Raw genomic sequence first — 23,259 nt, 5'->3', positions numbered from 1 at the left:
ACGCGCTTCAAGAGGCAGGCTAGCCCGGCATGGCAATCTGGCGGCGGCCTTCGGTGAAAATGACCCGTTTGCCCGCTTCGATCTCGCCTTGGAACAGGCCGGTGATGATGCGCATCGCCTCATCCCGGCCCGAGGCGGCAAAGCGCCGGGCGGAGCGGACGCGCAGGTTGTTGTCGAAGCCGCGTGCAGCATGGGCCCATAGCAGCGGGTGCAGTTCCGTCATATGATCCCGGACGATCCAGCGGGCGCAATCGGCGATCTCGGCGCGCACGGCCCCTGCGGCATCTTCGGACGGGGTGGCCTGACCGATGGCGCTGGCACAATAGGCGGCCAATAGGTTGGCGGTGTGCGGATCGGGGCGACGCGCGAGGATATCGCGCAGCCCTTCGATGAAAAACGGCACATCAAGATTGGCACAGGCCCGCGCATCGCAGCTGATCGCGTCGAATTGCACCCATGTATAGCCGCCCGCGCCCCATGTCTCTTCGGTCCGCGCGGCAGTGCGACGGGCCTCGAGTTCCAATTGGTCATATGAGCCATGCCACCGCGGCAGAAGGTGGTTGCCCATGGCCCGCATGGGGCGCGGGTTTTCGGGGTTCAGGTCGATGAGCCGGGCGTAGCGGTCGGCCACGGCGCGGGCGTCACCGCCGGTTCCCCCCAGTAGGGCACAGTGCGTCGCCGCGAGCAGGGGCGAGGCGGCTGTGTCCTTGTCGAATGGCGCGAGGATTTGCTCCGCGCGTTCAAAATGCGCCGCAAAGGCCGCGTGGTTGCGGGCGGGCACGTCGCTGTCCCAGCCCGTCCCGCGCCAAGCCCAGCCGATGTCCATATGCGCTTGGGCCACGATGGCCGCAATCACGGGGCTTTCGGCATGGTCGGCGAGCACATGTTCCAAGGCTTCGATCCCGGCCATCAGCGGGGCGTCGCTGGCCGGTTTGCCGTCATAGAGCGCATGTTCGGCAGCAAGAATCACATCCGCCCGCGCGCCAAAGGCCATCAGTTCGGCCACCGGCATGGCACCCGGTGTCATTTCGCGGCGCATATCGGCGTCATGCAGCAGGGTTGCCATCTCATCCCAGCGTTCTTGGCGCACCAGCCATTGCGCGCGGTATTGGTGGCGGTCGCGCTGCATCTCTTCGGCGGTGGGGTCGGGGCAGGAAATGCGCAGCAAGGCGTCGCGCGGCGCACGGCGGCGCAGCAGCGGCATTTCCAGCGGTTCAAGCTCGGGCGCTTGGGGCGCGGGTTTGCCAAAGAACCCCTGCAAGGCGGACGGGATCATATGCGAGAGTTTCTTCATCTGGGGCCGGTCCTGCCTGCTATTTATCGATGATTTAGGTTTGACCGGGCAATGGGGCGGAACCGTGTCCGGGGTGCGGAGCTTTCGGGAAAATTCTGCAGCGGGGGCGGGCATGAAAGCGTAACCACAGGCCACAATCTGGCATCTGGGCGGCGCGCTGTTTCCCGATCAGAGGAAATCTGCCGATCCTGCGGGGCCGTCATGCTTGCCAACCGCGCTTTGGGGCGGTCTTATGCGCGCCATGAGACCTGCCATGATTGCCCTGCTGCTCTGCACAAGCCCCACATTGCTTTGGGCCGAGCTTCCCAAACAGCCCGCCCCTGTGGTGGAGGTGGATAACGTGGTGCAGACCGCCGCGACCTCTTTGTCTTTCCCCGATGCGGTGGAGGCTGACGAGGAACCGCCCGCGCTTGAAACCGCGCCGTTCACCACAACGCTGCGCCCGCCTGCGCGCCCGGGCAATCTGCCGCGCACGCGCTGGCAACATATGCGGGGGCATTCGCTTTGGACGCGGGCCGCTATTTCGGCGCTCAAGTCGCATGGCAAGCCTTTGGTCGATATGGTGCCTGCCGATATCGAAAGCTGGTGCCCGGCCTATCCGAACGCATCCGAGAGCCAGCGGCGCGCCTTTTGGGTCGGCTTTATGTCGACGCTGGCGAAACATGAAAGCACCTATCGGTCTTGGGCCGTGGGTGGGGGCGGTCGGTGGTATGGGCTGTTGCAAATCCTGCCGGGCACGGCGCGCGGCTATAAGTGTAACGTCGGCAGCGGTGATGCGCTCAAGAACGGGGCGGCGAATCTCAGCTGTGCCGTGCGGATCATGGCGACGACGGTGCCGCGGGACGGGGTGATTGCCGGAAACGGCAAGCGCGGTGTCGGGGCCGATTGGGGGCCGATGCGCAGTGCGTCCAAACGGGCGGATATGTCTCGCTGGCTTCGGCAGCAGTCCTATTGCAAACCGTTGAACGCGACACGGCCCCGCAGCCGTCCGTAAATCATTGGATCAGCGTGAAGTGGTGCCGCTCTGTGGTGATGCCGCGCGCATGTAGCGCGGTTTCCAGTGCGCGGTGCGGTGGGGTGGCCTCGAAGGGCAGTTTGATCTTGCGGCCCGTCTTTAGAATGACTGTGGCGCGGACCGACATATCAAGCCGAGTATCAAGCCGCACGCGGTCGATCTGCGCCAGTGCAATTTTCGCGTCACGCTTGCCGGTGACCCATGACAGATTGTCGGTGTCTAGCGTCAAGCCGCTGCTCGGATTGGTGAAAAGCTCCCAAAGCGCAGGCAGGGTGAAGAGCCCCAGCAGCCCCACAAGCCAGCCCGAAGCATCAAGCCAGAGCCACCCCGCGCCGAGGGCCGCCCAGATCGCGGGCAACACCAGCAGGGCCGTCCGGCTGCGGGCATGGCGGCGGTAGGTATAGGCCGCCATGCTTTCTGTCTGGGGTGCCGCGTCAGGCACCGCGAATGCGGCTAAGCATCTCTGACGTGTCCCGGCTGAGGTCGGGGCTGGCGAGGATGCGGTCCAGTTGCGTCTCGATCATCCCTTGCCGCGTCGCGTCGTAGCGCCGCCATGTCTGGAAGGCCGAACACATCCGCGCCGTGGTCTGCGGGTTCACCGGGTCGAGTTTGATCAGCCAGTCGGCCAGCAGCGCGTAGCCTTTGCCGCTTTCGTGGTGGAACCCGGCATGGTGCATTGCAAGGCTGCCAAAGACCGCGCGGAAGCGGTTGGGGTTCTTCCAATTGAAATCCGCGTGCTGGGTGAGTTTGCGCGCCACCTCGGCGGCCTCTTCCGGCGCGGCTTGGCTGACTTGCAGCCCGAACCATTTGTCCATCACCAAACGGTCATCGCGCCACTGGGCCTCGAAATCCTCCAACGCCTTGTCGCCATGGCCTGCGCGCAGCAATGCGGCCAGTGCGCTGAGTTGCTGGGTCATGTTGTTGGCCTGATCGTACTGCGCCTGCGCGCGCTCTGGCCCCTGCACGCGGGTCAGCAAGGCAAGGGCGGTATTTGTCAGAGCACGTTTGCCCGATTGCGCGGCATTGGGTTGGTAGGGGGCGTCGACCTTATGCCGATCGTAAAGCTCGCTCAGCAGCGGGGCAAAACGCTCGGCCATGGCATCGCGCGTGGCTTCCACCGCCTGATGGATCGCCGCCGGATCCGGGGTCTTGCCCGCGTCATGAAGGGTGCTGGCCAAATCGGCATGGCTGGGCAGGCCCAGCATCAGCGCGCGGTAGGCAGGCTCCAGCGCCTCATCCTCCAGCACCGCCCGCAATGCTGCGAGCCATTCGTCATCCGGCGCGCTGTCTTCGGTGATCGTGGCCAGCAAGGATTGCCGCGCCAAGATGCGCCCGGCCTCCCACCGGTTGAACGGATCGCTGTCATGGGCAAGCAGCAGCAGGCGCTCTTCTTTCGAGAGGTCTTGATCCAGCACCACCGGAGCGGAGAAGCCCCGCAGCACCGAGGCCACCGGGCGCGCATCCAGCCCGTCGAAGGCAAAGCTCTGCTCCGCTTCGGTCATTTCAAGCACGCGAGAGGGGGCCACTTCGGCCCCGTCCGCGCCGATCAAACCCACGGTGATGGGCAGAACCTGCGGCTTGGGCTCAGGCGTGGCGGCGCTGGGCGGGGTGTGCTGATTGAAGGTCAGCGTGAAGATGCCTTTGCCCGCGTCCCATGCCTCTGTCACCGACAGATGCGGCGTGCCCGCCTGCGCATACCAGCGTTTGAACTGGGTAAGGTCACGGCCCGTGGTGTCTTCGAACACCTTTAGCCAATCTTCGATCGTTGCCGCATCGCCGTCGTGACGCTCGAAATAGAGGTTCAGCGCTTTGGCATAGGCGTCATCGCCCACCAATGTTTTGAGCATGCCGATCACCTCGGCGCCTTTCTCATAAACGGTGGCGGTGTAAAAGTTGTTAATTTCCTGAAAGCTTTCGGGCCGTACCGGATGGGCCAGCGGGCCTTGATCTTCGGCGAACTGGCGCCCGCGCAGGTCGATCACATCGCTGATGCGTTTCACCGCTGGGGACCGCATGTCGGAGGTGAACTGGCTGTCACGGTAGACGGTCAGTCCTTCCTTGAGGCAAAGCTGGAACCAATCGCGGCAGGTGATGCGGTTGCCGGTCCAATTGTGGAAATACTCATGGGCGATGATCGCTTCGATCCGCTCGAAATTGTCATCCGTAGAGGTCTCGGGTGAGGCAAGCACGGCGGCGGAGTTAAAAATGTTCAGCCCCTTGTTCTCCATCGCGCCCATGTTGAAGTCATCCACCGCGACGATGTTGAAAATATCGAGGTCATATTCGCGGCCATAGACATCTTCGTCCCATTTCATCGACGCCTTCAGCGCCTCCATCCCAAAGGCGCATTTGCCCTCATCACCGGGACGGACATAAAGATTCAGATCGACTTCGCGGCCCGACATGGTGGTGAAGCGATCGGAATGGGCGACCAAATCGCCCGCCACCAGCGCGAAAAGATACGCAGGTTTGGGCCATGGGTCGTGCCATTCGGCGTGGTTCTGCCCCTGCGCCACCGGGTTGCCGTTGGACAGCAAGACAGGATGCGGCCCGTTGATGGTGACGGTAAAGACACTCATCACATCGGGGCGGTCTGGATAATAGGTGATCTTGCGAAAGCCTTCGGCCTCGCATTGGGTGCAATACATGCCGCCCGACATATAAAGCCCTTCAAGGGCGGTGTTGCCCTTGGGATCAATCTCAACCTCGGCTTCCCAGATAAAGGGGCCGTCTGGCACATCACAGGTCAAACCCCGCTCCGTCACCTTCGGGGAGGCGGGCTTGCCGTCAATCTGCGCGGAAATCAGCGAGAGTTCTTCTCCGTGAAGGAAGAATTCCGCCGTCTGCGCCGCAGGATTTGGGCGAAAGGCGATGCGGCTTTTGACCCGCGTCTTGTGGGGATCAAGCTCAAAGGTCAGTGCCACCTCATCCACAAGGAAGCCGAACGGCTGATAGTCGCTGAGATAGATCGTTTGGGGGGTGGCGTCGCGCATTGGGCCTCCAGTCGGGGGAACGTAATTGGTCTGGGAAAGGTTATGTCTCTAGAAGGCGGCCTGCAAGCCGAGCCGCCCCAACTTCGAGCAATGAGGTGTATCCATGTCCGCCCCCGACAACGATACCGAAACGCAGAAGAAACGTCATCGCCCCGCTTTGATCGGTATCAAAACCGCTATCATCGCGGGCGCGCTATTGATGATCGCTGGCATCGTTTACGCGGTGTTGCAGGCCACCGACCCCTCGCCAGAAGGAGAGGTGCAGCCCGTGGACGGCCCGGCGGACGCCGAGCCTGTGATCGCCACCCCAGAACCGACGGTAAAATAACGCCGTGCCTCGCCGTCCTTCACGCGCTTGCGCCGCTTTGCCTTTCTGCTAGACATTTCGCAAAGGTATTCAGCGCGGGAGAGGGCAGAGAATGACGGGTAGAATTGACAAAAACGGTTTGCAGGTAGACCCCGAACTGGTTGAGTTCATTGAGGGATCGGCCCTGCCGGGCACCGATGTAGAAGCGGATGTTTTTTGGGCGGGCCTGTCGGACCTCGTGCATGATCTGGGGCCGAAGAACCGCGCGCTGCTCGAGAAACGTGCCGAGCTTCAGGCCAAAATCGACGACTGGCACCGCACCCGCGCGGGTCAGCCGCACGACGCGGAAAGCTATACCGCATTCCTGCGCGAGATTGGTTACCTCTTGCCCGAAGGGCCAGATTTTCAGATCGAAACGCAGAACGTCGACCCCGAGATCGCGCAGGTGCCCGGGCCGCAGCTTGTGGTGCCAATCACCAATGCTCGTTTCGCGCTCAACGCCGCCAATGCGCGCTGGGGGAGCCTTTATGATGCGTTCTACGGCACCGATGCGCTGGGTGATTTGCCGATGGGCAAGGGGTATGACGCCGACCGTGGTGCGCGGGTGGTGTCGCAGGCAAAAGCTTTCTTGGATGACGCGGTGCCGCTCTCTGCGGGCAGCCACGCAGATTTGGCGGGCTACCGCGTTGTGGACGGGCATCTCGAAGGTGTGATGTCTCAGGATGCGGCCCCCTGCGGTTTGGCCGATCCGGCGCAGTTTGCAGGCTACCGGGGCGCGGCAGAAGCGCCAGATGCGATCCTCTTGCGCAACAACGGGCTGCATATTGAGATCAAGATCGACCCGGACCATGCGATTGGCAAAGACGATCCCGCCAGCGTCGCCGATGTGGTCATCGAATCCGCGCTGTCGACCATCATGGACTGCGAAGACAGCGTCGCGGCGGTGGACGCCGAGGACAAGGTGCTGGCCTATGGCAACTGGCTGGGGCTGATGAAGGGCGATCTTGCAGAAACCTTTGAAAAGGGTGGCCAGACCGTCACCCGCCGCATGGCCGATGATCGGAGCTTTACCGCGCCGGATGGCGGTGAAGTGACGCTGAAGGGCCGCTCTTTGATGCTGGTTCGCAATGTCGGACATCTGATGACCAATCCCGCCGTGCTCGACCGCGCGGGGCATGAGATCGGCGAAGGGCTGATGGATGCCATGATCACCACATTGATCGCGATCCACGACCTTAAGCGCGAAGGCGGCAATTCGGTCACCGGCAGCGTCTATGTGGTGAAACCCAAGATGCATGGACCCGAGGAAGTGGCCTTTGCCGATGAGATTTTCACCCATGTGGAAAAGACGCTCGGCCTGCCGCAATATACCGTGAAGCTGGGCATCATGGACGAAGAGCGCCGCACTAGCGCGAACCTCGCGGAATGTATCCGGGCCGCGAAACATCGTGTGGCCTTTATCAACACCGGTTTTCTTGACCGCACAGGGGACGAAATCCACACCAGCATGGAAGCCGGGCCGATGGTGCCCAAGGGCGAGATGAAGAACAGCGCTTGGATCGCTGCCTACGAAGACCGCAACGTCGACATAGGCCTGGCCTGCGGATTGCAGGGGCGGGCGCAGATCGGCAAGGGCATGTGGGCCATGCCCGACCGCATGGCCGAGATGCTGGAGGCCAAGATCGGCCACCCCCAATCCGGTGCGAATTGCGCATGGGTGCCATCGCCCACGGCGGCCACGCTACATGCCACACATTACCACAAGGTTAACGTGTTGGCGCGGCAAGAAGAGATCAAAGCGGGCGGCGCGCGCGGCACGCTCGACGCGCTGTTGACCATCCCGGTGCTGGAAGGCCGCAACCTCAGCACCGAAGAAATCACCCGCGAGATTGAGAACAATGCGCAGGGTATTTTGGGGTATGTCGTCCGCTGGATTGATCAAGGGGTCGGCTGCTCCAAAGTGCCCGACATCAACGACGTGGGCCTGATGGAAGACCGCGCCACCTGCCGCATCTCGGCCCAAGCGCTGGCGAATTGGCTGCATCACGGCGTCATCAGCCGCGAAGAAGCCGAGGCTGCGCTTAAAAAAATGGCAGCCGTGGTGGACCGTCAAAACGAGGGCGATCCCAGCTATCGTCCCATGGCGCCCGGCTTTGACGGGGTGGCCTTTCAGGCCGCTTGCGATCTGGTGCTGAAGGGGCGCGAACAGCCCTCGGGCTATACCGAACCGGTGCTGCACGCGCGGCGTTTGGAGTTGAAGGCGCAGAGCCGAGGTTGAGGCCGCGGCGCGAAGCGCCTATGTTCGGGCCATGGTGAAAAAGAGGTAACTCATGGCCCGACCCGTCGTTGGTATCATTGGCAATTCCTACCTGCTGAACGATCAATACCCCGTCCACGCGGGCGGGCAGATGAACACCGAAGCGATTGCCGAGGTGTCGGGCTGCCTGCCGCTGATCGTGCCGAGCGATCCGCGCTTTGTCTCGGTCGAGGAATTGCTGGAGGTCTGCGACGGCTTTTTGCTGACCGGCGGGCGCCCCAATGTGCATCCCGAAGAATACGGTGAACCCGAGACAGAGGCCCATGGTGCTTTTGACCGCGCCCGCGATGCCGTGGCGCTGGCGCTGGTGCGCGCCTGTGTGGCGCGCGGCCAACCGTTCCTCGGGCTGTGCCGCGGCTTTCAAGAGGTGAACGTGGCCATGGGCGGATCGCTCTACCCTGAGATTCGCGAGCTACCCGGGCGGATGAACCACCGGATGCCCCCCGATGGCACCATGGAAGAGAAATTCGAGCTGCGCCATGATGTGAGCTTTACCGAAGGCGGTGTTTTCCATCACGTGATGGGGGCATCGAAGGTGCTGACCAACACGCTGCACGGGCAGGGGATCAAGGAACCCGGCCCGCGCGTGGTGATCGACGGCCACGCGGACGACGGCACGCCCGAGGCGATCTACATCAAAGACGCGCCGGGCTTTACCCTCGCGGTGCAATGGCATCCTGAGTGGAACGCGGCCAGTGACCCGGTCTCGCGCCCGTTGTTTGAACATTTCGGTGCCGCGGTGCGGGCTTGGGCCGCGGATGGCTCGGCCCTGCCGGTGATGACTGCCGCGCAATAGAACTGGGCGGCTGACCGCGCGGGTCTCACGGGGCGCGCGCGGCCCTCACTGAATGAGCGCGGGCCGCGCATATTGCGGGCGCTGTCGGGTTGATACCTCTCTTGCGGGGATGCCGCGCGCAGTGCCGCATGACGAGACGACCGCAACCCCCTGTCGAAAACGGGCCATGAAAGATGGGGCCACGATACCGGCTGCCACTGTGATCTGCCGCCAAGCAAGTCAACTGTGCAGGCGGTTCGGGGGCGCGGGTGTCATCATGTGACTGAGCGGCGTTACATCATCGTCCAAGACCGCCTCCTCCGCCGGATGGTCCGCCCTCCGATCCTGCGGCGGGACCTAAGAGAACCGGCGCGGGAATAGGAACTGTAGGGCCACCCCTCTGGTCGCTGACAATATCCTGCATGCACCGGGCTGAGGTGCACCAGATCGCAGTGCCGCTCGAAATCCGCATGATCGCGTATCCGATGCTCCCAAAAACGCCGCTGCCATATCCCTTTCTCCCCCCGTTTGATCTGCTGCAGGCTGCGATGCGGGGCTGGGGGGAGGTGTCTGAAAAAGCGCCCCTTCCACATGCCGATGCGGTTGCCGTAGTCATTATCATTCGGGGGCAGGGTCCAAACCGTGTGGATCACATCCGGTAGGACCGCGATGGCATCAATCCGGAACGGCCTGCGCGCCAAAGTCTCGCGCATCGCTTGGCGCAGGGCCGTGATATGCCGCAACAGCGCATCATCGTCCCGCTTCGCCAGGCGCAGGGTAAAGAAATAGCAATTAGGGCCATAGGGTGAAACGCGGTCTCTCATGGCCCCATGTTTGGCGCAGCTTGGTTAAACTCCCCTTAACGCTGCTACATCTGCCCGCCCGCAATCTCGATCGACTGGCCGTTGACGCTTTCCGAGCCTTCGCCAACCAGCCAAGCCGCTGCCGCCGCCACTTCAGACGGGGCGATCAGGCGTTTGTGGCGGTTGGCGTTGACCATGACATCACGGGCCTTTTCCTCGGACAGCCCGGCGCGGTTGGAGATCGCTTGAGTATTGCGCGCGATGATCTCGGTATCGACATAGCCGGGGCAGAGGGCGTTGAAGGTAAAGGGCTGGCCCATGTAATCCTCACTAAGCGAGCGGATCAGCCCGATCATCCCGTGTTTCGAGGCCGAGTAGCAGGCCGCCCCCGGCAGCCCGCGCAGCCCCGCCATGGAGGACACCGCGATCACCCGGCCCCAATCGGTCTGGCGCATGGATTTCAGGCTCTCGCGGATGGTGAGAAAGGCGCCATCGAGATTGGTCGCCATCATGTCGCGCCAGAAATCGAGGTCGGTTTTATGCAGCGATCGCCCCTCGGCCACGCCTGCGTTTGCCACGCAGATTTGCACCGGCCCGTTGGCCTCTACCGCGCGGGCGATCGTGTCGATGACCTGCGCCTCGTCGCGGACATCCATCGCCATGCCGGTGATGCCATTGCCCGACACTGCGTCAAGCACCTCCTGCCGCCGCCCGGTGATGGTGACCCGCGCCCCCTTGGCCGCCAGATCCTGCGCGATGGCGAGCCCGATGCCGGTGCCACCGCCGGTGATGAATGCGTGTTTGTCTTGCAATGTCATAATGCCTCCCCTTTGCGGGCAGGGTGGCGCGCTGGCGGCGGCAGGACAAGAGGCAGCTTCGGATGACGGGGCGTTATTTGAGGGGCAGCAAAGGCGAGGGGCGCAGGGTAGTGGCGGCGCAGACACAATTATCTGGGGCGGGCACAGCCACCCTTGCAGCCGCGCGAACATTCCCTCACAGGTTGCAGCAGGTAACCTGATCACAGGGCCTTGTTTTGTATTGGAGCAGTATCATGAATTTTTCGCAAATTTCCTCACTGGCGCTGGCCGCGTCCTTTGCATTGGGCGCGACAACGGCAGGGGCCGTCGAAGTCACCGGCGGGTCGGTCGGGCTGTCTTATTCGGCCTTTGCCGAAGACACCGATTTCAATCACTGGGGTCTCGAAGGCGCAATGGAACTGGGGTTCAGCCGCGATTTCAGCCTGCAAATCGATGCCGCCTATCACGATTTTGGCTTTACCGATATCGACAGCACGTTGCTGGGTCTGCACGGCATCTATCACCTGAACGACGCGACCTCTTTCGGCGCTTTCTACACCTTTGAAGACGTCGAAGGCGATGAGGCCGATATCTTTGGGATCGAGGCTGGCCATGAAGTCCGCGAATGGGAGTTCGAGGGCTATATCGCCAATGTCGCCACGGATCTGGGCGATGCCACGCTTGGCGGTATCAAAGCCCGCTATGAGATGCAGGAGGGCTTTGGCCTGACAGGCTCTTATGACATGGCCGACGATGACACCGGCGATCTGTCCCGGTTCGCAATCCGTCTTGACCGCGACGTATCGGTTAACACCAACCTGTTCCTTGAGGTCGGCTCGGCCAAGGCCGAAGCGGGCGGCGTGAACGTCTCTGAACCCTTCGTCGGTTTGGGCGGCGAGATCGCCTTTGGTGCAGATCGTGGGACCACCTTTGACCAGCGCGGGTTGGCCCGGCTGATCCCCGGTCTCTGATACCCACGCATTGGGTCGGCGATTTGGTATGGCCTTCGGGCCATGCCATTGTCGCGGTGTAGAACGGCTGTTCTATCTCCGCTCCGAAAACAGCAAACCGTTCTCTCGGTGTCGCAGCGCAGCAATTTTGCTCCGTTTCACGTAGCGGTTTGCTTGTACTATTGCTGCGCGCGCGCTATCGCTCTGACTAACAAAGTTGCGCCAAAGCGGCGTGACGGGCCAGCAAAGGGGGACTCTTGGTTTGAAGATCGGGACACCAAAGGAAATATTTGAGGGCGAGAACCGGGTCGCAATGACGCCGGACAGCGCGCTGCAACTGCAAAAGCTTGGGCATACATGCGTCATCGAAACCGGCGCCGGTGCGGCTGCGGGCTTTGACGATGCCGCATATGAGGGCGCAGGCGTCGAGGTGGTGAACACCGCCGCTGCTCTCTACAAGGCCGCCGATGTGGTTGCCAAGGTGCGCCCTCCGTCTGACGCCGAGGTCAAGCGCCTGCGCGCGGGCCAGACGCTCATTTCCATGTTCAACCCTGCGGGCAACAAAGAGCTGATGGAGGCCGCCGCCGCCAAAGGCGCGACCGTCATGGCGATGGACATGGTGCCGCGCATCAGCCGCGCCCAGAAGATGGACGCGCTGTCCTCCATGGCCAATATCGCGGGCTACCGTGCGGTCATTGAGGCGGGCAACAACTTTGGCCGTTTCTTCACCGGGCAGATCACGGCGGCGGGCAAGGTGCCCCCGGCCAAGGTGCTGGTCGTCGGCGCGGGTGTTGCGGGTCTTGCCGCCATCGGCACATCGACCTCGCTGGGTGCCATCACGCTCGCGTTCGACGTGCGCCCCGAAGTGGCCGAACAGGTCGAATCGATGGGCGCTGAGTTTGTCTATCTCGACTTTGAAGAAGAACAGGCCGATGGGTCGGCTTCGGGCGGTTATGCCTCTGTTTCCTCGCCCGAATTCCGCGAAGCGCAATTGGCCAAGTTCCGCGAATTGGCGCCTGATGTGGACATCGTCATCACCACGGCGCTGATCCCCAACCGCGAAGCACCCGAGCTTTGGACCGAGGACATGGTGCAGGCGATGAAACCCGGCTCCGTGATCGTCGATCTCGCGGCAGAGAAGGGCGGCAACTGCAAGCTCACCAAGATGGACGAGAAGATCGTCACCGACAACGGTGTCACGATCATCGGTTATACCGATTTCCCCTCGCGCATGGCGACGCAGGCTTCGACACTTTACGCCACCAACATCCGCCACCTGATGACGGATCTGACGCCCGAGAAAGACGGTGTCATCAACCACGATATGGAAGATGACGTGATCCGGGGCGCGACCATCACCCACGAAAAAGAAGTGACCTTCCCACCGCCACCGCCCAAGGTCGCAGCCATCGCAGCCGCGCCGAAGAAGGAAAAGGTTAAAGAAAAGACCCCGGAAGAGAAACGGGCTGACGAATTGGCTGCTTTCAAAGCGCAGACCAAGAACCAAGTCACGCTCTTGGCCGTAGGCGCGGCGCTGCTGCTCGGTGTCGGCCTCGTCGCACCCGCCAGCTTCATGCAGCACTTCATCGTCTTCGTTCTGGCGGTCTTTGTCGGTTTCCAAGTCATCTGGGGCGTGGCGCACAGCCTGCACACGCCACTGATGGCGGTGACCAACGCGATCTCCTCGATCATCATTCTGGGCGCGCTGATGCAGATCGGCTCTGGCTCGTGGCTGGTGATCCTTCTTGCCGCCCTGTCGGTCTTCATGTGTGGGATCAACATTTTCGGCGGCTTCCTCGTGACACGGCGCATGCTCGCCATGTTCCAGAAATCCTGAAGGAGCGAGCATCATGGAATACGGATTTACGACAGCGGCCTATGTGGTCGCAGCGGTTCTCTTCATCCTGTCGCTCGGCGGTCTGTCGGGGCAGGAAAGCGCGAAACGCGCGGTATGGTACGGTATCGCCGGCATGGCGCTGGCGGTTGTCGCCACGCTGATCGGGCCGGGGGCGGGGTTCTGGCTCCTCTCGCTGATCCTGATCGCCGCCGGTGGCGCGATCGGCTACCAATTGGCCACCCGCGTGCAGATGACGCAGATGCCGGAACTGGTCGCGGCGATGCACAGCCTTGTGGGCCTCGCGGCGGTCTTCGTGGGCTATAACGCCCATATCGAACTGGGCAACGTAATGGCGATGGACGAGGTGGCGCGCGCCTCCACCGAAGGTTTCGCGGCGCTGCTGGCCAAGAAGGACAGTGTCGAGATCGCGATCCTGCGGGTCGAACTGGTGCTCGGCATCTTCATTGGTGCCGTGACCTTTACCGGCTCTGTCATCGCCTATGGCAAACTGGCGGGCCGCGTCAGCTCGGCAGCGACGAAACTGCCGGGTGGTCACATGCTCAACGCCGGTGCGGCAGCGCTCTCGCTGATCTGCCTGATCTGGTACTTCAACACGGGGGGCTTCTTGCCGCTGTTCATCATGACGCTGGCGGCGCTCTTTATCGGGTATCACCTGATCATGGGCATCGGTGGTGCTGACATGCCGGTGGTTGTGTCGATGCTGAACAGCTACTCCGGCTGGGCCGCGGCGGCGATTGGCTTCTCGCTTGGCAACGATCTGTTGATCGTGGTTGGCGCCTTGGTCGGTTCTTCGGGTGCGATCCTGAGCTACATCATGTGTAAAGCGATGAACCGTTCGTTCGTCAGCGTGATATTGGGCGGCTTTGGCGGGACATCTGGGCCGGCGATGGAGGTCGAAGGCGAGCAGGTGGCGATTGAGGCCGACGGTGTCGCACAGGCGCTCAACGAGGCCGACAGCGTCATCATCATCCCCGGCTACGGCATGGCGGTGGCTCAAGCTCAAGGCGCGGTCAGCGATCTGGTCAAGAAGCTGCGCGCCCGTGGCAAGAACGTCCGCTTTGCCATCCACCCGGTGGCGGGCCGTCTGCCCGGTCACATGAACGTGCTGCTGGCCGAGGCCAAAGTGCCCTATGACATTGTGATGGAGATGGATGAGATCAACGACGATTTCCCCGAGACCGACGTCGCGATCGTCATTGGCTCCAACGACATCGTGAACCCCGCGGCGCAAGACGACCCCAACAGCCCCATCGCTGGCATGCCGGTGCTGGAATGCTGGAAGGCGAAAACCGTCTTCGTCTCCAAGCGCGGGCAGGGCACCGGGTATTCGGGCATCGAGAACCCGCTGTTCTTCAAAGAGAACACGCGCATGTTCTACGGTGACGCGAAGGCCAGCCTCGACAAGCTGCTGCCGCTGATCGACTAATCGTTTTCTTTAAAAGAAAACGACCGGGAATTTTTAAAAAATTCCCGACCTATACATCTTAAACGCCCCGCCGGAAACGGTGGGGCGTTTGCCGTTTCTAGGGGCGGTATACGTCGGTATGCAGTAAGTATCTGAAAAGGCGTATTTTTCTTCTGTTCATCGGCGGCGATAGCGCTATTCTTGGAGGAAGAAACTCTCTCCAGCAGCGGAACCCCTCATGGCCCCGATCAAAGACCACCCGCAGCGCCTTGCCCTCACCGGCGAAATGCACGCACGCCCGTTTCCGCAGCTCGCCGCGCCCTCGCGGGTCGCCTTTCTTGCGGTGAAACCGTCGCCGGATGCCGCACCGCAGGCTGAGTTGAACGCGCTGCTGGCCCATTACGGCGCGCCGCGCGCCGATGCTTCGGCCACGCACTACTATGGGGAAATGGGCCGCTTCACGCTGAAATGGGAGCAGCATACCGAATTCGTTACCTATACGGTGATCGCCCCCACTGGCCGAAGCCTGCCTTTCGCCGCTGCGGATTTCGCCGCCTTTCCCGATGATTGGCTGGCCGACATAGAAGGGGAGCGGATCACCTCGGCCTTGCTTGCGGTCCTGCCGAAGCCAGATGAGGACGAAGAGATCGCGGGTCACCTGCAAGACTGGTTCGTGCCCGAGAGCCTCGCCGTGGCAGAGGTGCTCGACGGGGCAGCGGTGGTTGCCAGCGATTTTCGGATTGATCCCGCTGGCCATCTGCGGCTGGCACTCTTTACCGACGCGGCGACCGGGCAGCGGCGGATTGGGCGGATCGTTCAGCGGCTGTGCGAGATTGAGACCTATAAGGCGATGTCGATGCTGGGCTTCATGCAGGCGCGCGACATGGCGGCGGCCTTGAATGATCTGGATGGTCAGTTGTCGACCCTCATGGGGGCGATGCGCAGCGGGGCGGGCACGGCGGCAGAAGAGACGCTGCATGCGCTGCTGGATGTTTCGGTCGCGCTAGAGGCGCTGACGGCGGAGACCGCCTATCGCTTCGCCGCCACGGGCGCCTATGAGGCCATCGTCTATGAACGTATCTCGGCCCTGCGCGAGGCGCGTTTCATGGGGCGGCAGGGGTTTGGGGAATTCATGATGCGCCGCTATGCGCCCGCTATGCGCACGGTCAAATCTACCGAGACGCGGCTGCAGACCATCGCAGCCCGCGCGCTGAGGGCCGCGGACCTTCTGCGCACGCGGGTGGATGTGGAACGCTCGGCCCAGAACCAAGCGATCCTTGCCAGCATGGACCGCCGCGCCGACCTGCAATTGCGGCTACAGCATACGGTCGAGGGGCTGTCTGTGGTGGCGATCAGCTACTACGCGGTTTCACTGGTCAGCTATCTGCTCTACCCGCTGGCAGAGCCGCTGGCGGTCAGCAAGGGGCTGCTGACCGCCGTGGTCACCGTGCCGGTTGTGCTTGGCGTGTGGTGGACGCTGCGCCACCTGCGGCGGAAGATCGGCTGAGCAACGCCTGCATGGCAAGCGCGCCCAGTGCGATCATCACGATGGCCTCGATGGCCGCGACGGAAAGCGTGGGGACACCCGAAAGGCCCGCGCCCAAGGTGCAGCCCCCGGCCAGCACACCGCCCACGCCCATCATGGCCGCCCCGGTCAGGTAGCGTCCGGTTTGGCGCGGGGCGTCAAAGCTCTGCCACTGAAACTCTCGTGCGATCAGGCTGGCGACCAGCGCGCCGACAAACACGCCGCCCAAAAGCCCGGTGCCAAAGCCCGCGGGGATCGAACTGCTGGCGATGGTCCAGAACAGAGTATCGGCAGAGGGCGAGGTGAAGCTAAGGCTCTCCATCGCGATCGGGTCGAATTCATCCAGCAGGATATACCCGGTGCCGACCCATGCGGCAGGCACCAAAAGCCCGATCAAACCGGCCATTACCAGTTGCCCCGGACGGTTGCCCGAGCGCAGCGCATAGGCCAGCGCCGCCACGGCGATCAGACCGCCCCAAACCAGCGCACCGCCGGGCAGGGCAGCAAGGCTCACGCTGTCGCCCATGTCGACGGTCACGGACCCAAGCGCCACGCGCAGCGGGGCCAGAACCCCTTTGAGTGTGGCATGGGCCACCACGGCAAAGACCAGCACCACCAGCGCCCCGCGCAGGTTGCCGCCGCCTGTCAGCACCGTGAGGCGTGAGATGCAGCCGCGCGTAAGCACCATGCCCGCGCCGAACAGCAGCCCGCCGATGCCAATCGCCAGAAACGGCACGTCACTGGTCATAAAGCGATGCGCGTCGAAACTGATCCAACCCGCGGCCACGGCGGCCTGCGTGCCGATCACCGCCAGCGCCAGCGCGGTGAGCCAGACCCCGAGCGCTTGACGCCGGTCTTCGCCCACGAGGCTGCGGCGAAAGCAAAAGCGCGTGCGCTGTGCCAAGACGCCAAACGCCAGCCCGATGAGCGCCGCCAGCAGAACGGACGCCTCTTTTGCTGTCGTCTCTTCAAAGCCGAAAGACTCAAACATCGCGAAAACCCTCGAAAACGGAATTATTTCCCATTTGGAGGGGCTGGGGGTCACAATCAAGCGAAAGCTGACGTGGGGGCCTCCGGCGTCAGCGAAATTATTTCTGTTTTGATGGAGAAATGGGCGACGCTGTTCACCCTGCGTCAGGGGCCGCGAAACAACCGGCCCCCGTCGCGATGGGCGGGGGCCGGTCGGTCCTTATTTGGCTCAGCGTCCGCGAATGCGCGGATCAAGCGCGTCGCGCAGACCATCGCCAAGGTAGTTCACCGCCAGCACGGTCAGCGAGATGGCGATGCCGGGCAGCATCACGCGCTCGGGAAACTCCTGCATGCGGTCCACTGCGTCGGCCAGTTGCTTGCCCCATGTGGGGAAGTCCGACGGAAAGCCGACGCCCAGAAAGCTCAGCGCGCTTTCGGTGATGATCGCCGTGGCAAGGCCAAGGGTGGCCGAGACCATGATGGGCGAGATCACGTTAGGCAGCAGGTGACGGCGGATGATCTTGCCCGGCGTGGTGCCGATAGAGCGGGCGGCAAGGATGAACTCACGTTCCTTCAGCGCCAGAATATCGCCCCGCACGATCCGCGCCGTCTGCATCCAAGAGGTCAGGCTGATGACCGAGACGATGAGGATGAACATGCCCCCCTCAGGCCCAAACTGCGAGCGCAGCGGTTGCCCGAAGAGTGTCACCGCCAGAAGCACCAGCGGCAGGATCGGCAGGCTGAGGATCAGATCGGTGAAACGCATGAGCCAGAAGTCCATCCGCTTGAAAAAGCCCGAAAGCACGCCGACGGCCGTGCCGATGATCAGCGCCAGCGCCATGGCCATCCAGCCCACGGCCATCGAGACGCGCCCGCCAAAAAGCATCTGCGCAAGGATGTCGCGGCCCAATTGATCGGTGCCGAAGGGATGGCTCCACCCCGCCTTGGCATCGCCGTCCCACAGCAGCGTATAGATCGGCCGCCAATTCTTGTTGCGAATGTCGAGCTTCTTGGCGTCGATGTCCCACAGATAGGGGCCAAAGATCACCGCGAGCGTGATGAAGATCAGGAAACCGCCGCCGAAAAGCGCGCCCTTGTGCTTGCGGAACTGGTCCCAGACATCGCGCCATTGGCTGCGCGGGGGCTTCTGCGGGCCCTTGTCTTGCAGGGCTTTCATGAATTCGAGGTCGGCTTCGACCGGGCTGGCGGGAATGGGTTGCTCAGTCATAACGGATCCTTGGGTCAAGCAGGCCGTAGAGGATATCTGCGATCAGGTTGAACAGCACGATCAACACCGCAAAGATAAAGGTCAGGGTCATCACCATGGGCAAATCGTTGGCGCGCAGCGCGGTCAACAGAAGCTGGCCGATGCCATTCACCTTAAATACGTTCTCGGTGATGATGGCGCCGCCAAAGATGGCGGGCATGCCAAGCGCGATGATGGTGACCACCGGGATCATCGAGTTGCGCAGCACATGGACCATGACGACGACGCTTTCCTTCAGCCCCTTGGCGCGAGCGGTGCGCACGTAGTCTTGGTTGAGGTTGTCGAGCATGGCACCGCGCATGTAGCGGCTGATCTGCGCCGTGGTTTGCAGCGCCAGCACCATGACGGGCATGATCATCTGCATGAACTGCACTTTGAAGCTGGCCCAGTCATTCACGACATGCGTCGTGTCATAGATCGACGGCAGCCACCCCAGCGAGACCGAGAAGATCACGATCAGCAGAGGCCCGGTAAAGAAGGGCGGGATCGAGAAGCCGATCATGGTGATGAACGTCCCGGCCTGATCGAAGACCGAATAGTGACGGTAGGCCGAATAGATGCCGATGGGAATGGCGATGACGATGCCCACGATATAGGCCAGACCGACAACCCAGAGGGTCTGCGGCATGCGCTGGATCACGATGTCCATCACAGGCGAACGGGTCTGCCAAGAGATCACGCGCAGCTTGCCGTCCGAAAGGTTGGTGTCGGGCAGCCAGCTAAACAGGGCAGAACGGTTGGTGAGATAGTCGATGAAAACCTGCGGCTCGATCCAAAAGACCTGCACGAGCCACTTCCAATATTGGATATAGATCGGCTGGCCGAGGCCGAGCGCCTCGCGCATTTTCTCTTTCACCTCGGGCGGGACCGTCAGCGGCACTTGGGCCATCGGGTCGCCGGGGGCGAGTTGCAGCAGCAGGAAAATCACCAGGCTGATAAACAAAAGCGTCGGGATCGACAAAAGAAGTCGTCGGATGGTGAAGGTCAACATGGGCGTCGCCTTTGTAGGTCAGTCTGTGAGGGGGTGGGGGCGAGAGGGGGGCGTGCGGATGGCGCACACCCCCCAAAGGTCGGTGAAGGGAGGCGCAGCATGCCGCGCCTCCGTCCTAGATCACTCTTCCATGCGGTACCAATCGGCGGCATTCCACAGCTCGGAGTCCCATGTGTTCAGAACAACGCCACCAAGGGTGTTGGCTGCAGCAGAAACGCGACCACGGTCAACCAGCGGCAGGATCGAGTAGCTGTCTTTGGTTAGCATGTCGTTCAGCTTTTTGGCCAGTTCGCCACGCTTTTCCATTTCGCCGGTACGGCCCAGCTCGGCCACCATCGCGTCATACTCTTCTTCGCAGAAACGGTTGATGTTCTCACCCTGCCACTGCGATTCCGGGCTTGGGAATTTGGCGCAGGTCCGCTGAGCCAGATAGCTTTGCGGGTCGGTGCCATCGAAGTTGTTGGCGTACATTTCAACGTCTGCATAGAAACGCTGGAACGTGTCGGTCGAACCGGGGTCGCCCCCAAAGAAGACCGAAGCGTCGATGTTGCGCAATTCGGTTTCAACACCGATCTGGCTCCACCAATCCTTGATCAGCGCTTGGAAGTCCTGACGCACGGCGTTGGTCGAGGTCTGGTAAAGGATTTCCAGCTTCACGCCGTCTTTTTCGCGGATGCCGTCGCCATCGCTGTCAACCCAGCCCGCTTCGTCCAAGAGCGCCTTGGCGCCTTCGATGTCTTGGGTCAGGCAGTCGGTGTTGTCGGAGGCGTAAAGCTCTGGCGCGGGCACCATGTTACAGGTGGCGCGGCCCGCTTGGCCGTAGCCGACTTCGACCAGCAGTTCGCGGTCAATCGCCATCGACAGTGCCCGGCGGACGCTCTCATCGGTGAGGAACGGATGCGGGTGCTTGGCTGTGGCCCGCTCACCTTCCGGCAGGTCCGGGGAGGGGTCTGTCATGTTCAGTTCCAGACGCTCAACCAGCGTGCCGAAAGCCGACATCGGCTTGCCCTTGCCGCCTTCGGCCATCTTGGCGATGACATCGGGGGCCAATTGCAGGTTCCAAGCGTAGTCGAATTCGCCGGTTTCCATCACGGCACGGCCCGCAGCTGTCGCGTCGCCGCCACCTTTGAAGGTCAGCGAGGCAAAGGCGGGCTTGCTCGGGTCGCGGTAGTTTTCGTTCGCGGCCATGGTGATCACGTCGTTCGGGCGGAACTCAGTGACGGTGAAGGGGCCGGTGCCGATGGGGTTAAAGTTCGCTTCGGTACACTCGGGCGCCTTGGCGCCAGTACAATCGGCAAACTGCGCTGCCTGAATGATCGGGGACTGGCCGCCCATGAAGGGGCCGTAGGGGTTCGGCATCGGCTCGGAGAAGGTAACCTTGACCGTCTGGTCGTCGACCACATCGACCGAAGAGACACCTTCGAATTTGGCCAACTGTGCGCAGCCGCCTTCGGGGTTCATGCAGTAATCGGCGGTGAATTTGACGTCATTGGCGGTGACGGGGGTGCCGTCGGACCACATCAGCCCATCTTTCAGCTTCCATGTGATGGTCTTGAGGTCTTCGCTCACGCCGCCGTTTTCCAGCGTCGGAATTTCGTTCGCCAGATAGGGGACCAGCGCGCCGGTTTCGTCATAGCGACCAAGGGGTTCGAGGATCAGCGAGGACGCTTCGACGTCCTTCGTGCCGCTCGACAGATAGGGGTTCAGGATCGAAGGCGCCTGCCAATAAATGATTTTGACTTCGCCGTCGCGGCCACGCTCGCCCTCATGGGCTTCTGCAAAGGCCATAGGGGCAAACGCAGTCGATGCGACAGCCCCCATCAATAGGGTCTTCAATTTCATATCTTACTCCATGTTGGACACGTGGGCGTGCCGCTTTTTGTCGACGGGATTGCCCCCGCCTTGTTGTTGTCGCCCCAGAAAGAACATGAGCTTCACCAGCTAAACATAACAAAAAAAGCAATATTCAACCTGTGATCGAAGCGTTCTTTCCAAACCGCATGGGCCATATCGAAACAGGTTTCCCAAAAATTGCAAGGGCGGACATGGCGCAAATATGACAAAGCGCGAACTGCCCGCGTCAGGTTTGACAGTCTCATGACATTCGCCGTAGCGTCGGGCAAAATCTGCGCCAATAAAAACAACAGGGAAACAGATGCTGGATCACGCAAACGGGGCGCCAATCGCCCAAATTCAGGGCCTGCGCGTCGAATTTCAAACCAAAGATGGCCCCGTTGTCGGCGTCGAAGATGTCAGTTTCGACATCAACCCCGGTGAGACGGTTTGCGTTGTCGGGGAATCGGGATCGGGCAAATCGGTGTCTTCGCTGTCGCTGATGCGGCTGGTCGAATACGGCGGCGGTGAAATTGCAGGCGGGCGCCTTCTTTTTGAGCGTGGTGAAAAGGGGCAGGTCGATCTGGCGGCCAGCAGCGGCAGCCTCATGCGCAAGATTCGCGGCAATGAAATCGGCATGATCTTCCAAGAGCCGATGACCGCGCTGAACCCCGTTTTTACCATCGGCAAGCAGATGACCGAGGGCCTGCGCCTGCATCTGAACATGTCCCGGCAAGAGGCCGAGGAACGTGCGTTGGAATTGATGGAGCAGGTCCGCATCCCTGAGCCTGAGCGCCGGTTGAAGCAGTACCCGCATGAGCTTTCGGGCGGTATGCGCCAGCGCGTGGTGATCGCCATGGCACTGGCCTGCGAGCCGCGCCTGCTGATCGCGGATGAGCCCACCACCGCGCTCGACGTGACGATTCAGGCCGAAATCCTCGCCCTGATGGACCGGCTCAAGCGCGAAACGGGCACGGCGGTGATGTTCATCACCCATGACATGGCCGTGGTGGCGCAGATGGCTGACCGGGTCGTCGTCATGTTCCGCGGCAAGAAGGTCGAGGAAGGCACCGTCGAGGAGATCTTTGAGAACCCGCAGCACCCCTATACCAAAGCGCTCTTGGCCGCCGTGCCGAAACTGGGCGAGATGACGGGCAAGCCATACCCCGAGCCGATGAAGCTTTTGGGCAGTGAGGACAAGGAAATCGTTCCGATCAAGGGCCGCGAAGAGGTGCTCTTGTCGGTCAGGAACCTGACCACGCGCTTCCCAGTGCAGGGCGGTTTCCTGCGCCGCACTGTGGCCAATGTGCATGCGGTCGAAGACCTGTCCTTTACGCTCAACAAAGGTCAGACGCTGAGCCTCGTTGGCGAATCGGGCTGTGGCAAATCCACCGCCGGACGGTCGATCCTGCGGCTGGTGGAGCCGATGTCGGGAGAGGTGAACCTTGACGGTGTCGATATCATGTCGCTCGACCAATCAGCTTTGCGCACCGCGCGGCTCGACATGCAGATGATCTTTCAGGATCCCTTCGCCTCGCTCAACCCGCAGATGCAACTCGCGGATCAGGTGGCCGAGCCGATCCACAATTTTGCGACCCTCAAGGGGGCCGAAATTACCAAGCGGATCGAGATGCTCTTCGACCGGGTGGAACTGCCGCGCAGCTTCATGCGCCGCTTCCCGCATGAGCTGTCAGGCGGCCAGCGCCAACGGGTCGCCATCGCCCGCGCGCTTGCGCTGAACCCCAAGCTGATCATCGCGGATGAAGCGGTCTCGGCCCTTGATGTGTCTGTGCAGGCGCAGGTGCTCAACCTGATGATGGAGCTTCAGGCCGAGATGGAACTGTCCTTCCTCTTCATCAGCCACGACATGGCGGTGGTGGAGCGGGTAAGCCACTACGTCGGCGTCATGTATCTGGGGCGCATCGTCGAGATGGGCTCGCGCCAGCGGGTGTTTGAGAACCCGCAGCACCCATATACCCAAGCGTTGATGAAGGCCGTGCCAATTGCCGATCCGCGCCGGCGCAAGTCCGAGAAGGACCTGAACTTCAAACCGATTCCCTCGCCGATCCACTCTGTCAGCTATCGGGCCGAGCCTTCGGTCTACCGCGAGGTGGAGCCGGGGCACCATGTGCTGACCACCGACAGTGGCTATTGAAAGAA

General features: G+C 62.0%; 18 protein-coding genes. 9 read left to right on the top strand and 9 right to left on the bottom strand.

The window, feature by feature from the left end:
* Nucleotides 1–19: 19 nt before the first annotated feature.
* Nucleotides 20–1,294, bottom strand: a complete 1,275-nt coding sequence (locus K3762_RS11955) for a hypothetical protein (protein ID WP_240791585.1) — start codon at nt 1,292–1,294, stop codon at nt 20–22.
* Nucleotides 1,295–1,547: 253 nt separating this feature from the next.
* Between K3762_RS11955 and K3762_RS11950 the strand changes: the two genes are divergently transcribed.
* On the top strand, nt 1,548–2,288 hold the full coding sequence (locus K3762_RS11950; protein WP_240791586.1) for a transglycosylase SLT domain-containing protein: 741 nt from the start codon (nt 1,548–1,550) through the stop codon (nt 2,286–2,288).
* Between the two features lies 1 nt (nt 2,289).
* Here the strand turns inward: K3762_RS11950 and K3762_RS11945 are convergent, their stop codons facing one another.
* Both K3762_RS11945 and pepN read right to left on the bottom strand, forming a co-directional pair.
* Nucleotides 2,290–2,721: a hypothetical protein gene (locus tag K3762_RS11945; protein WP_240791587.1), complete on the bottom strand. Its 432-nt coding sequence runs from the start codon at nt 2,719–2,721 to the stop codon at nt 2,290–2,292.
* 22 nt (nt 2,722–2,743) lie between these two features.
* Nucleotides 2,744–5,302: an aminopeptidase N gene (gene pepN, locus K3762_RS11940; RefSeq protein WP_260009514.1), complete on the bottom strand. Its 2,559-nt coding sequence runs from the start codon at nt 5,300–5,302 to the stop codon at nt 2,744–2,746.
* Between the two features lie 103 nt (nt 5,303–5,405).
* Between pepN and K3762_RS11935 the strand changes: the two genes are divergently transcribed.
* From K3762_RS11935 to K3762_RS11925, 3 genes are all read left to right on the top strand, one after another.
* Nucleotides 5,406–5,630 carry a hypothetical protein gene (locus K3762_RS11935; RefSeq protein ID WP_067938439.1) on the top strand — a complete coding sequence of 75 codons (225 nt, stop codon included), beginning with the start codon at nt 5,406–5,408 and terminating at the stop codon, nt 5,628–5,630.
* A 91-nt stretch (nt 5,631–5,721) separates the two neighbouring features.
* Entirely contained in the window at nt 5,722–7,887 is a 2,166-nt protein-coding gene (locus tag K3762_RS11930; protein WP_260009513.1) for a malate synthase G, read from the top strand.
* Between the two features lie 52 nt (nt 7,888–7,939).
* Nucleotides 7,940–8,722, top strand: a complete 783-nt coding sequence (locus K3762_RS11925) for a gamma-glutamyl-gamma-aminobutyrate hydrolase family protein (RefSeq protein WP_120351356.1) — start codon at nt 7,940–7,942, stop codon at nt 8,720–8,722.
* 272 nt (nt 8,723–8,994) lie between these two features.
* On the opposite strand, the gene K3762_RS11920 is transcribed toward K3762_RS11925, so the two are convergent.
* Nucleotides 8,995–9,525 (bottom strand): REP-associated tyrosine transposase, encoded by a 531-nt coding sequence (locus tag K3762_RS11920; protein WP_260009512.1) that lies wholly within the window; start codon nt 9,523–9,525, stop codon nt 8,995–8,997.
* A 44-nt stretch (nt 9,526–9,569) separates the two neighbouring features.
* Nucleotides 9,570–10,322, bottom strand: a complete 753-nt coding sequence (locus K3762_RS11915) for an SDR family NAD(P)-dependent oxidoreductase (protein WP_132444488.1) — start codon at nt 10,320–10,322, stop codon at nt 9,570–9,572.
* 233 nt (nt 10,323–10,555) lie between these two features.
* Here K3762_RS11915 and K3762_RS11910 point away from each other — a divergent pair, with 233 nt between their 5' ends.
* The 4 genes from K3762_RS11910 to K3762_RS11895 all read left to right on the top strand — a co-directional run bounded on the left by K3762_RS11910 (nt 10,556) and on the right by K3762_RS11895 (nt 16,021).
* Entirely contained in the window at nt 10,556–11,272 is a 717-nt protein-coding gene (locus tag K3762_RS11910; protein ID WP_260009511.1) for a hypothetical protein, read from the top strand.
* A gap of 241 nt (nt 11,273–11,513) precedes the next feature.
* The gene (locus tag K3762_RS11905) at nt 11,514–13,088 is read left to right on the top strand and encodes a Re/Si-specific NAD(P)(+) transhydrogenase subunit alpha (protein ID WP_067630280.1); all 1,575 of its coding nucleotides are present in this window, start codon (nt 11,514–11,516) and stop codon (nt 13,086–13,088) included.
* Between the two features lie 13 nt (nt 13,089–13,101).
* Complete coding sequence (locus K3762_RS11900) at nt 13,102–14,535, top strand: NAD(P)(+) transhydrogenase (Re/Si-specific) subunit beta (protein WP_120351353.1); 1,434 nt, start codon at nt 13,102–13,104, stop codon at nt 14,533–14,535.
* A 217-nt stretch (nt 14,536–14,752) separates the two neighbouring features.
* Entirely contained in the window at nt 14,753–16,021 is a 1,269-nt protein-coding gene (locus K3762_RS11895; protein ID WP_132444491.1) for a DUF3422 family protein, read from the top strand.
* On the opposite strand, the gene K3762_RS11890 is transcribed toward K3762_RS11895, so the two are convergent.
* The 4 genes from K3762_RS11890 to K3762_RS11875 all read right to left on the bottom strand — a co-directional run bounded on the left by K3762_RS11890 (nt 15,957) and on the right by K3762_RS11875 (nt 21,108).
* Nucleotides 15,957–17,030, bottom strand: coding sequence for a YeeE/YedE family protein (locus tag K3762_RS11890; RefSeq protein ID WP_120351351.1), 1,074 nt, complete (start codon nt 17,028–17,030; stop codon nt 15,957–15,959). The two genes, K3762_RS11895 and K3762_RS11890, sit on opposite strands and share 65 nt — an antisense overlap.
* Nucleotides 17,031–17,237: 207 nt before the next feature.
* Nucleotides 17,238–18,236: an ABC transporter permease gene (locus tag K3762_RS11885; RefSeq protein ID WP_067936889.1), complete on the bottom strand. Its 999-nt coding sequence runs from the start codon at nt 18,234–18,236 to the stop codon at nt 17,238–17,240.
* The gene (locus tag K3762_RS11880) at nt 18,229–19,266 is read right to left on the bottom strand and encodes an ABC transporter permease (RefSeq protein WP_260009510.1); all 1,038 of its coding nucleotides are present in this window, start codon (nt 19,264–19,266) and stop codon (nt 18,229–18,231) included. Before K3762_RS11880 ends, K3762_RS11885 begins: the two co-directional genes overlap by 8 nt.
* A gap of 120 nt (nt 19,267–19,386) precedes the next feature.
* Complete coding sequence (locus K3762_RS11875) at nt 19,387–21,108, bottom strand: peptide ABC transporter substrate-binding protein (protein ID WP_120351349.1); 1,722 nt, start codon at nt 21,106–21,108, stop codon at nt 19,387–19,389.
* Between the two features lie 313 nt (nt 21,109–21,421).
* On the opposite strand from K3762_RS11875, the gene K3762_RS11870 reads away from it, so the two are divergent.
* Complete coding sequence (locus K3762_RS11870) at nt 21,422–23,254, top strand: ABC transporter ATP-binding protein (protein WP_132444493.1); 1,833 nt, start codon at nt 21,422–21,424, stop codon at nt 23,252–23,254.
* Nucleotides 23,255–23,259: the final 5 nt, after the last annotated feature.

It is taken from the genome of Sulfitobacter sp. W074, from assembly GCF_025142275.1.
Taxonomy (GTDB): Bacteria; Pseudomonadota; Alphaproteobacteria; order Rhodobacterales; family Rhodobacteraceae; genus Sulfitobacter; species Sulfitobacter profundi.
The sequence above is the reverse complement of the archived record's forward strand: the minus strand, read 5'-3'. Positions and strand labels throughout refer to the sequence as shown.

Excerpts from the sequence above, each read along its gene's own strand:
- K3762_RS11955 (WP_240791585.1), bottom strand. The coding sequence starts at position 1,294 with ATGAAGAAACTCTCGCATATGATCCCGTCCGCCTTGCAGGGGTTCTTT.
- K3762_RS11870 (WP_132444493.1), top strand. The coding sequence starts at position 21,422 with ATGCTGGATCACGCAAACGGGGCGCCAATCGCCCAAATTCAGGGCCTG.
- K3762_RS11890 (WP_120351351.1), bottom strand. The coding sequence starts at position 17,030 with ATGTTTGAGTCTTTCGGCTTTGAAGAGACGACAGCAAAAGAGGCGTCC.
- K3762_RS11880 (WP_260009510.1), bottom strand. The coding sequence starts at position 19,266 with ATGTTGACCTTCACCATCCGACGACTTCTTTTGTCGATCCCGACGCTT.
- K3762_RS11930 (WP_260009513.1), top strand. The coding sequence starts at position 5,722 with ATGACGGGTAGAATTGACAAAAACGGTTTGCAGGTAGACCCCGAACTG.
- K3762_RS11920 (WP_260009512.1), bottom strand. The coding sequence starts at position 9,525 with ATGAGAGACCGCGTTTCACCCTATGGCCCTAATTGCTATTTCTTTACC.
- K3762_RS11950 (WP_240791586.1), top strand. The coding sequence starts at position 1,548 with ATGATTGCCCTGCTGCTCTGCACAAGCCCCACATTGCTTTGGGCCGAG.
- K3762_RS11910 (WP_260009511.1), top strand. The coding sequence starts at position 10,556 with ATGAATTTTTCGCAAATTTCCTCACTGGCGCTGGCCGCGTCCTTTGCA.
- K3762_RS11895 (WP_132444491.1), top strand. The coding sequence starts at position 14,753 with ATGGCCCCGATCAAAGACCACCCGCAGCGCCTTGCCCTCACCGGCGAA.
- K3762_RS11945 (WP_240791587.1), bottom strand. The coding sequence starts at position 2,721 with ATGGCGGCCTATACCTACCGCCGCCATGCCCGCAGCCGGACGGCCCTG.
- K3762_RS11915 (WP_132444488.1), bottom strand. The coding sequence starts at position 10,322 with ATGACATTGCAAGACAAACACGCATTCATCACCGGCGGTGGCACCGGC.
- pepN (WP_260009514.1), bottom strand. The coding sequence starts at position 5,302 with ATGCGCGACGCCACCCCCCAAACGATCTATCTCAGCGACTATCAGCCG.
- K3762_RS11875 (WP_120351349.1), bottom strand. The coding sequence starts at position 21,108 with ATGAAATTGAAGACCCTATTGATGGGGGCTGTCGCATCGACTGCGTTT.
- K3762_RS11900 (WP_120351353.1), top strand. The coding sequence starts at position 13,102 with ATGGAATACGGATTTACGACAGCGGCCTATGTGGTCGCAGCGGTTCTC.
- K3762_RS11885 (WP_067936889.1), bottom strand. The coding sequence starts at position 18,236 with ATGACTGAGCAACCCATTCCCGCCAGCCCGGTCGAAGCCGACCTCGAA.
- K3762_RS11935 (WP_067938439.1), top strand. The coding sequence starts at position 5,406 with ATGTCCGCCCCCGACAACGATACCGAAACGCAGAAGAAACGTCATCGC.
- K3762_RS11925 (WP_120351356.1), top strand. The coding sequence starts at position 7,940 with ATGGCCCGACCCGTCGTTGGTATCATTGGCAATTCCTACCTGCTGAAC.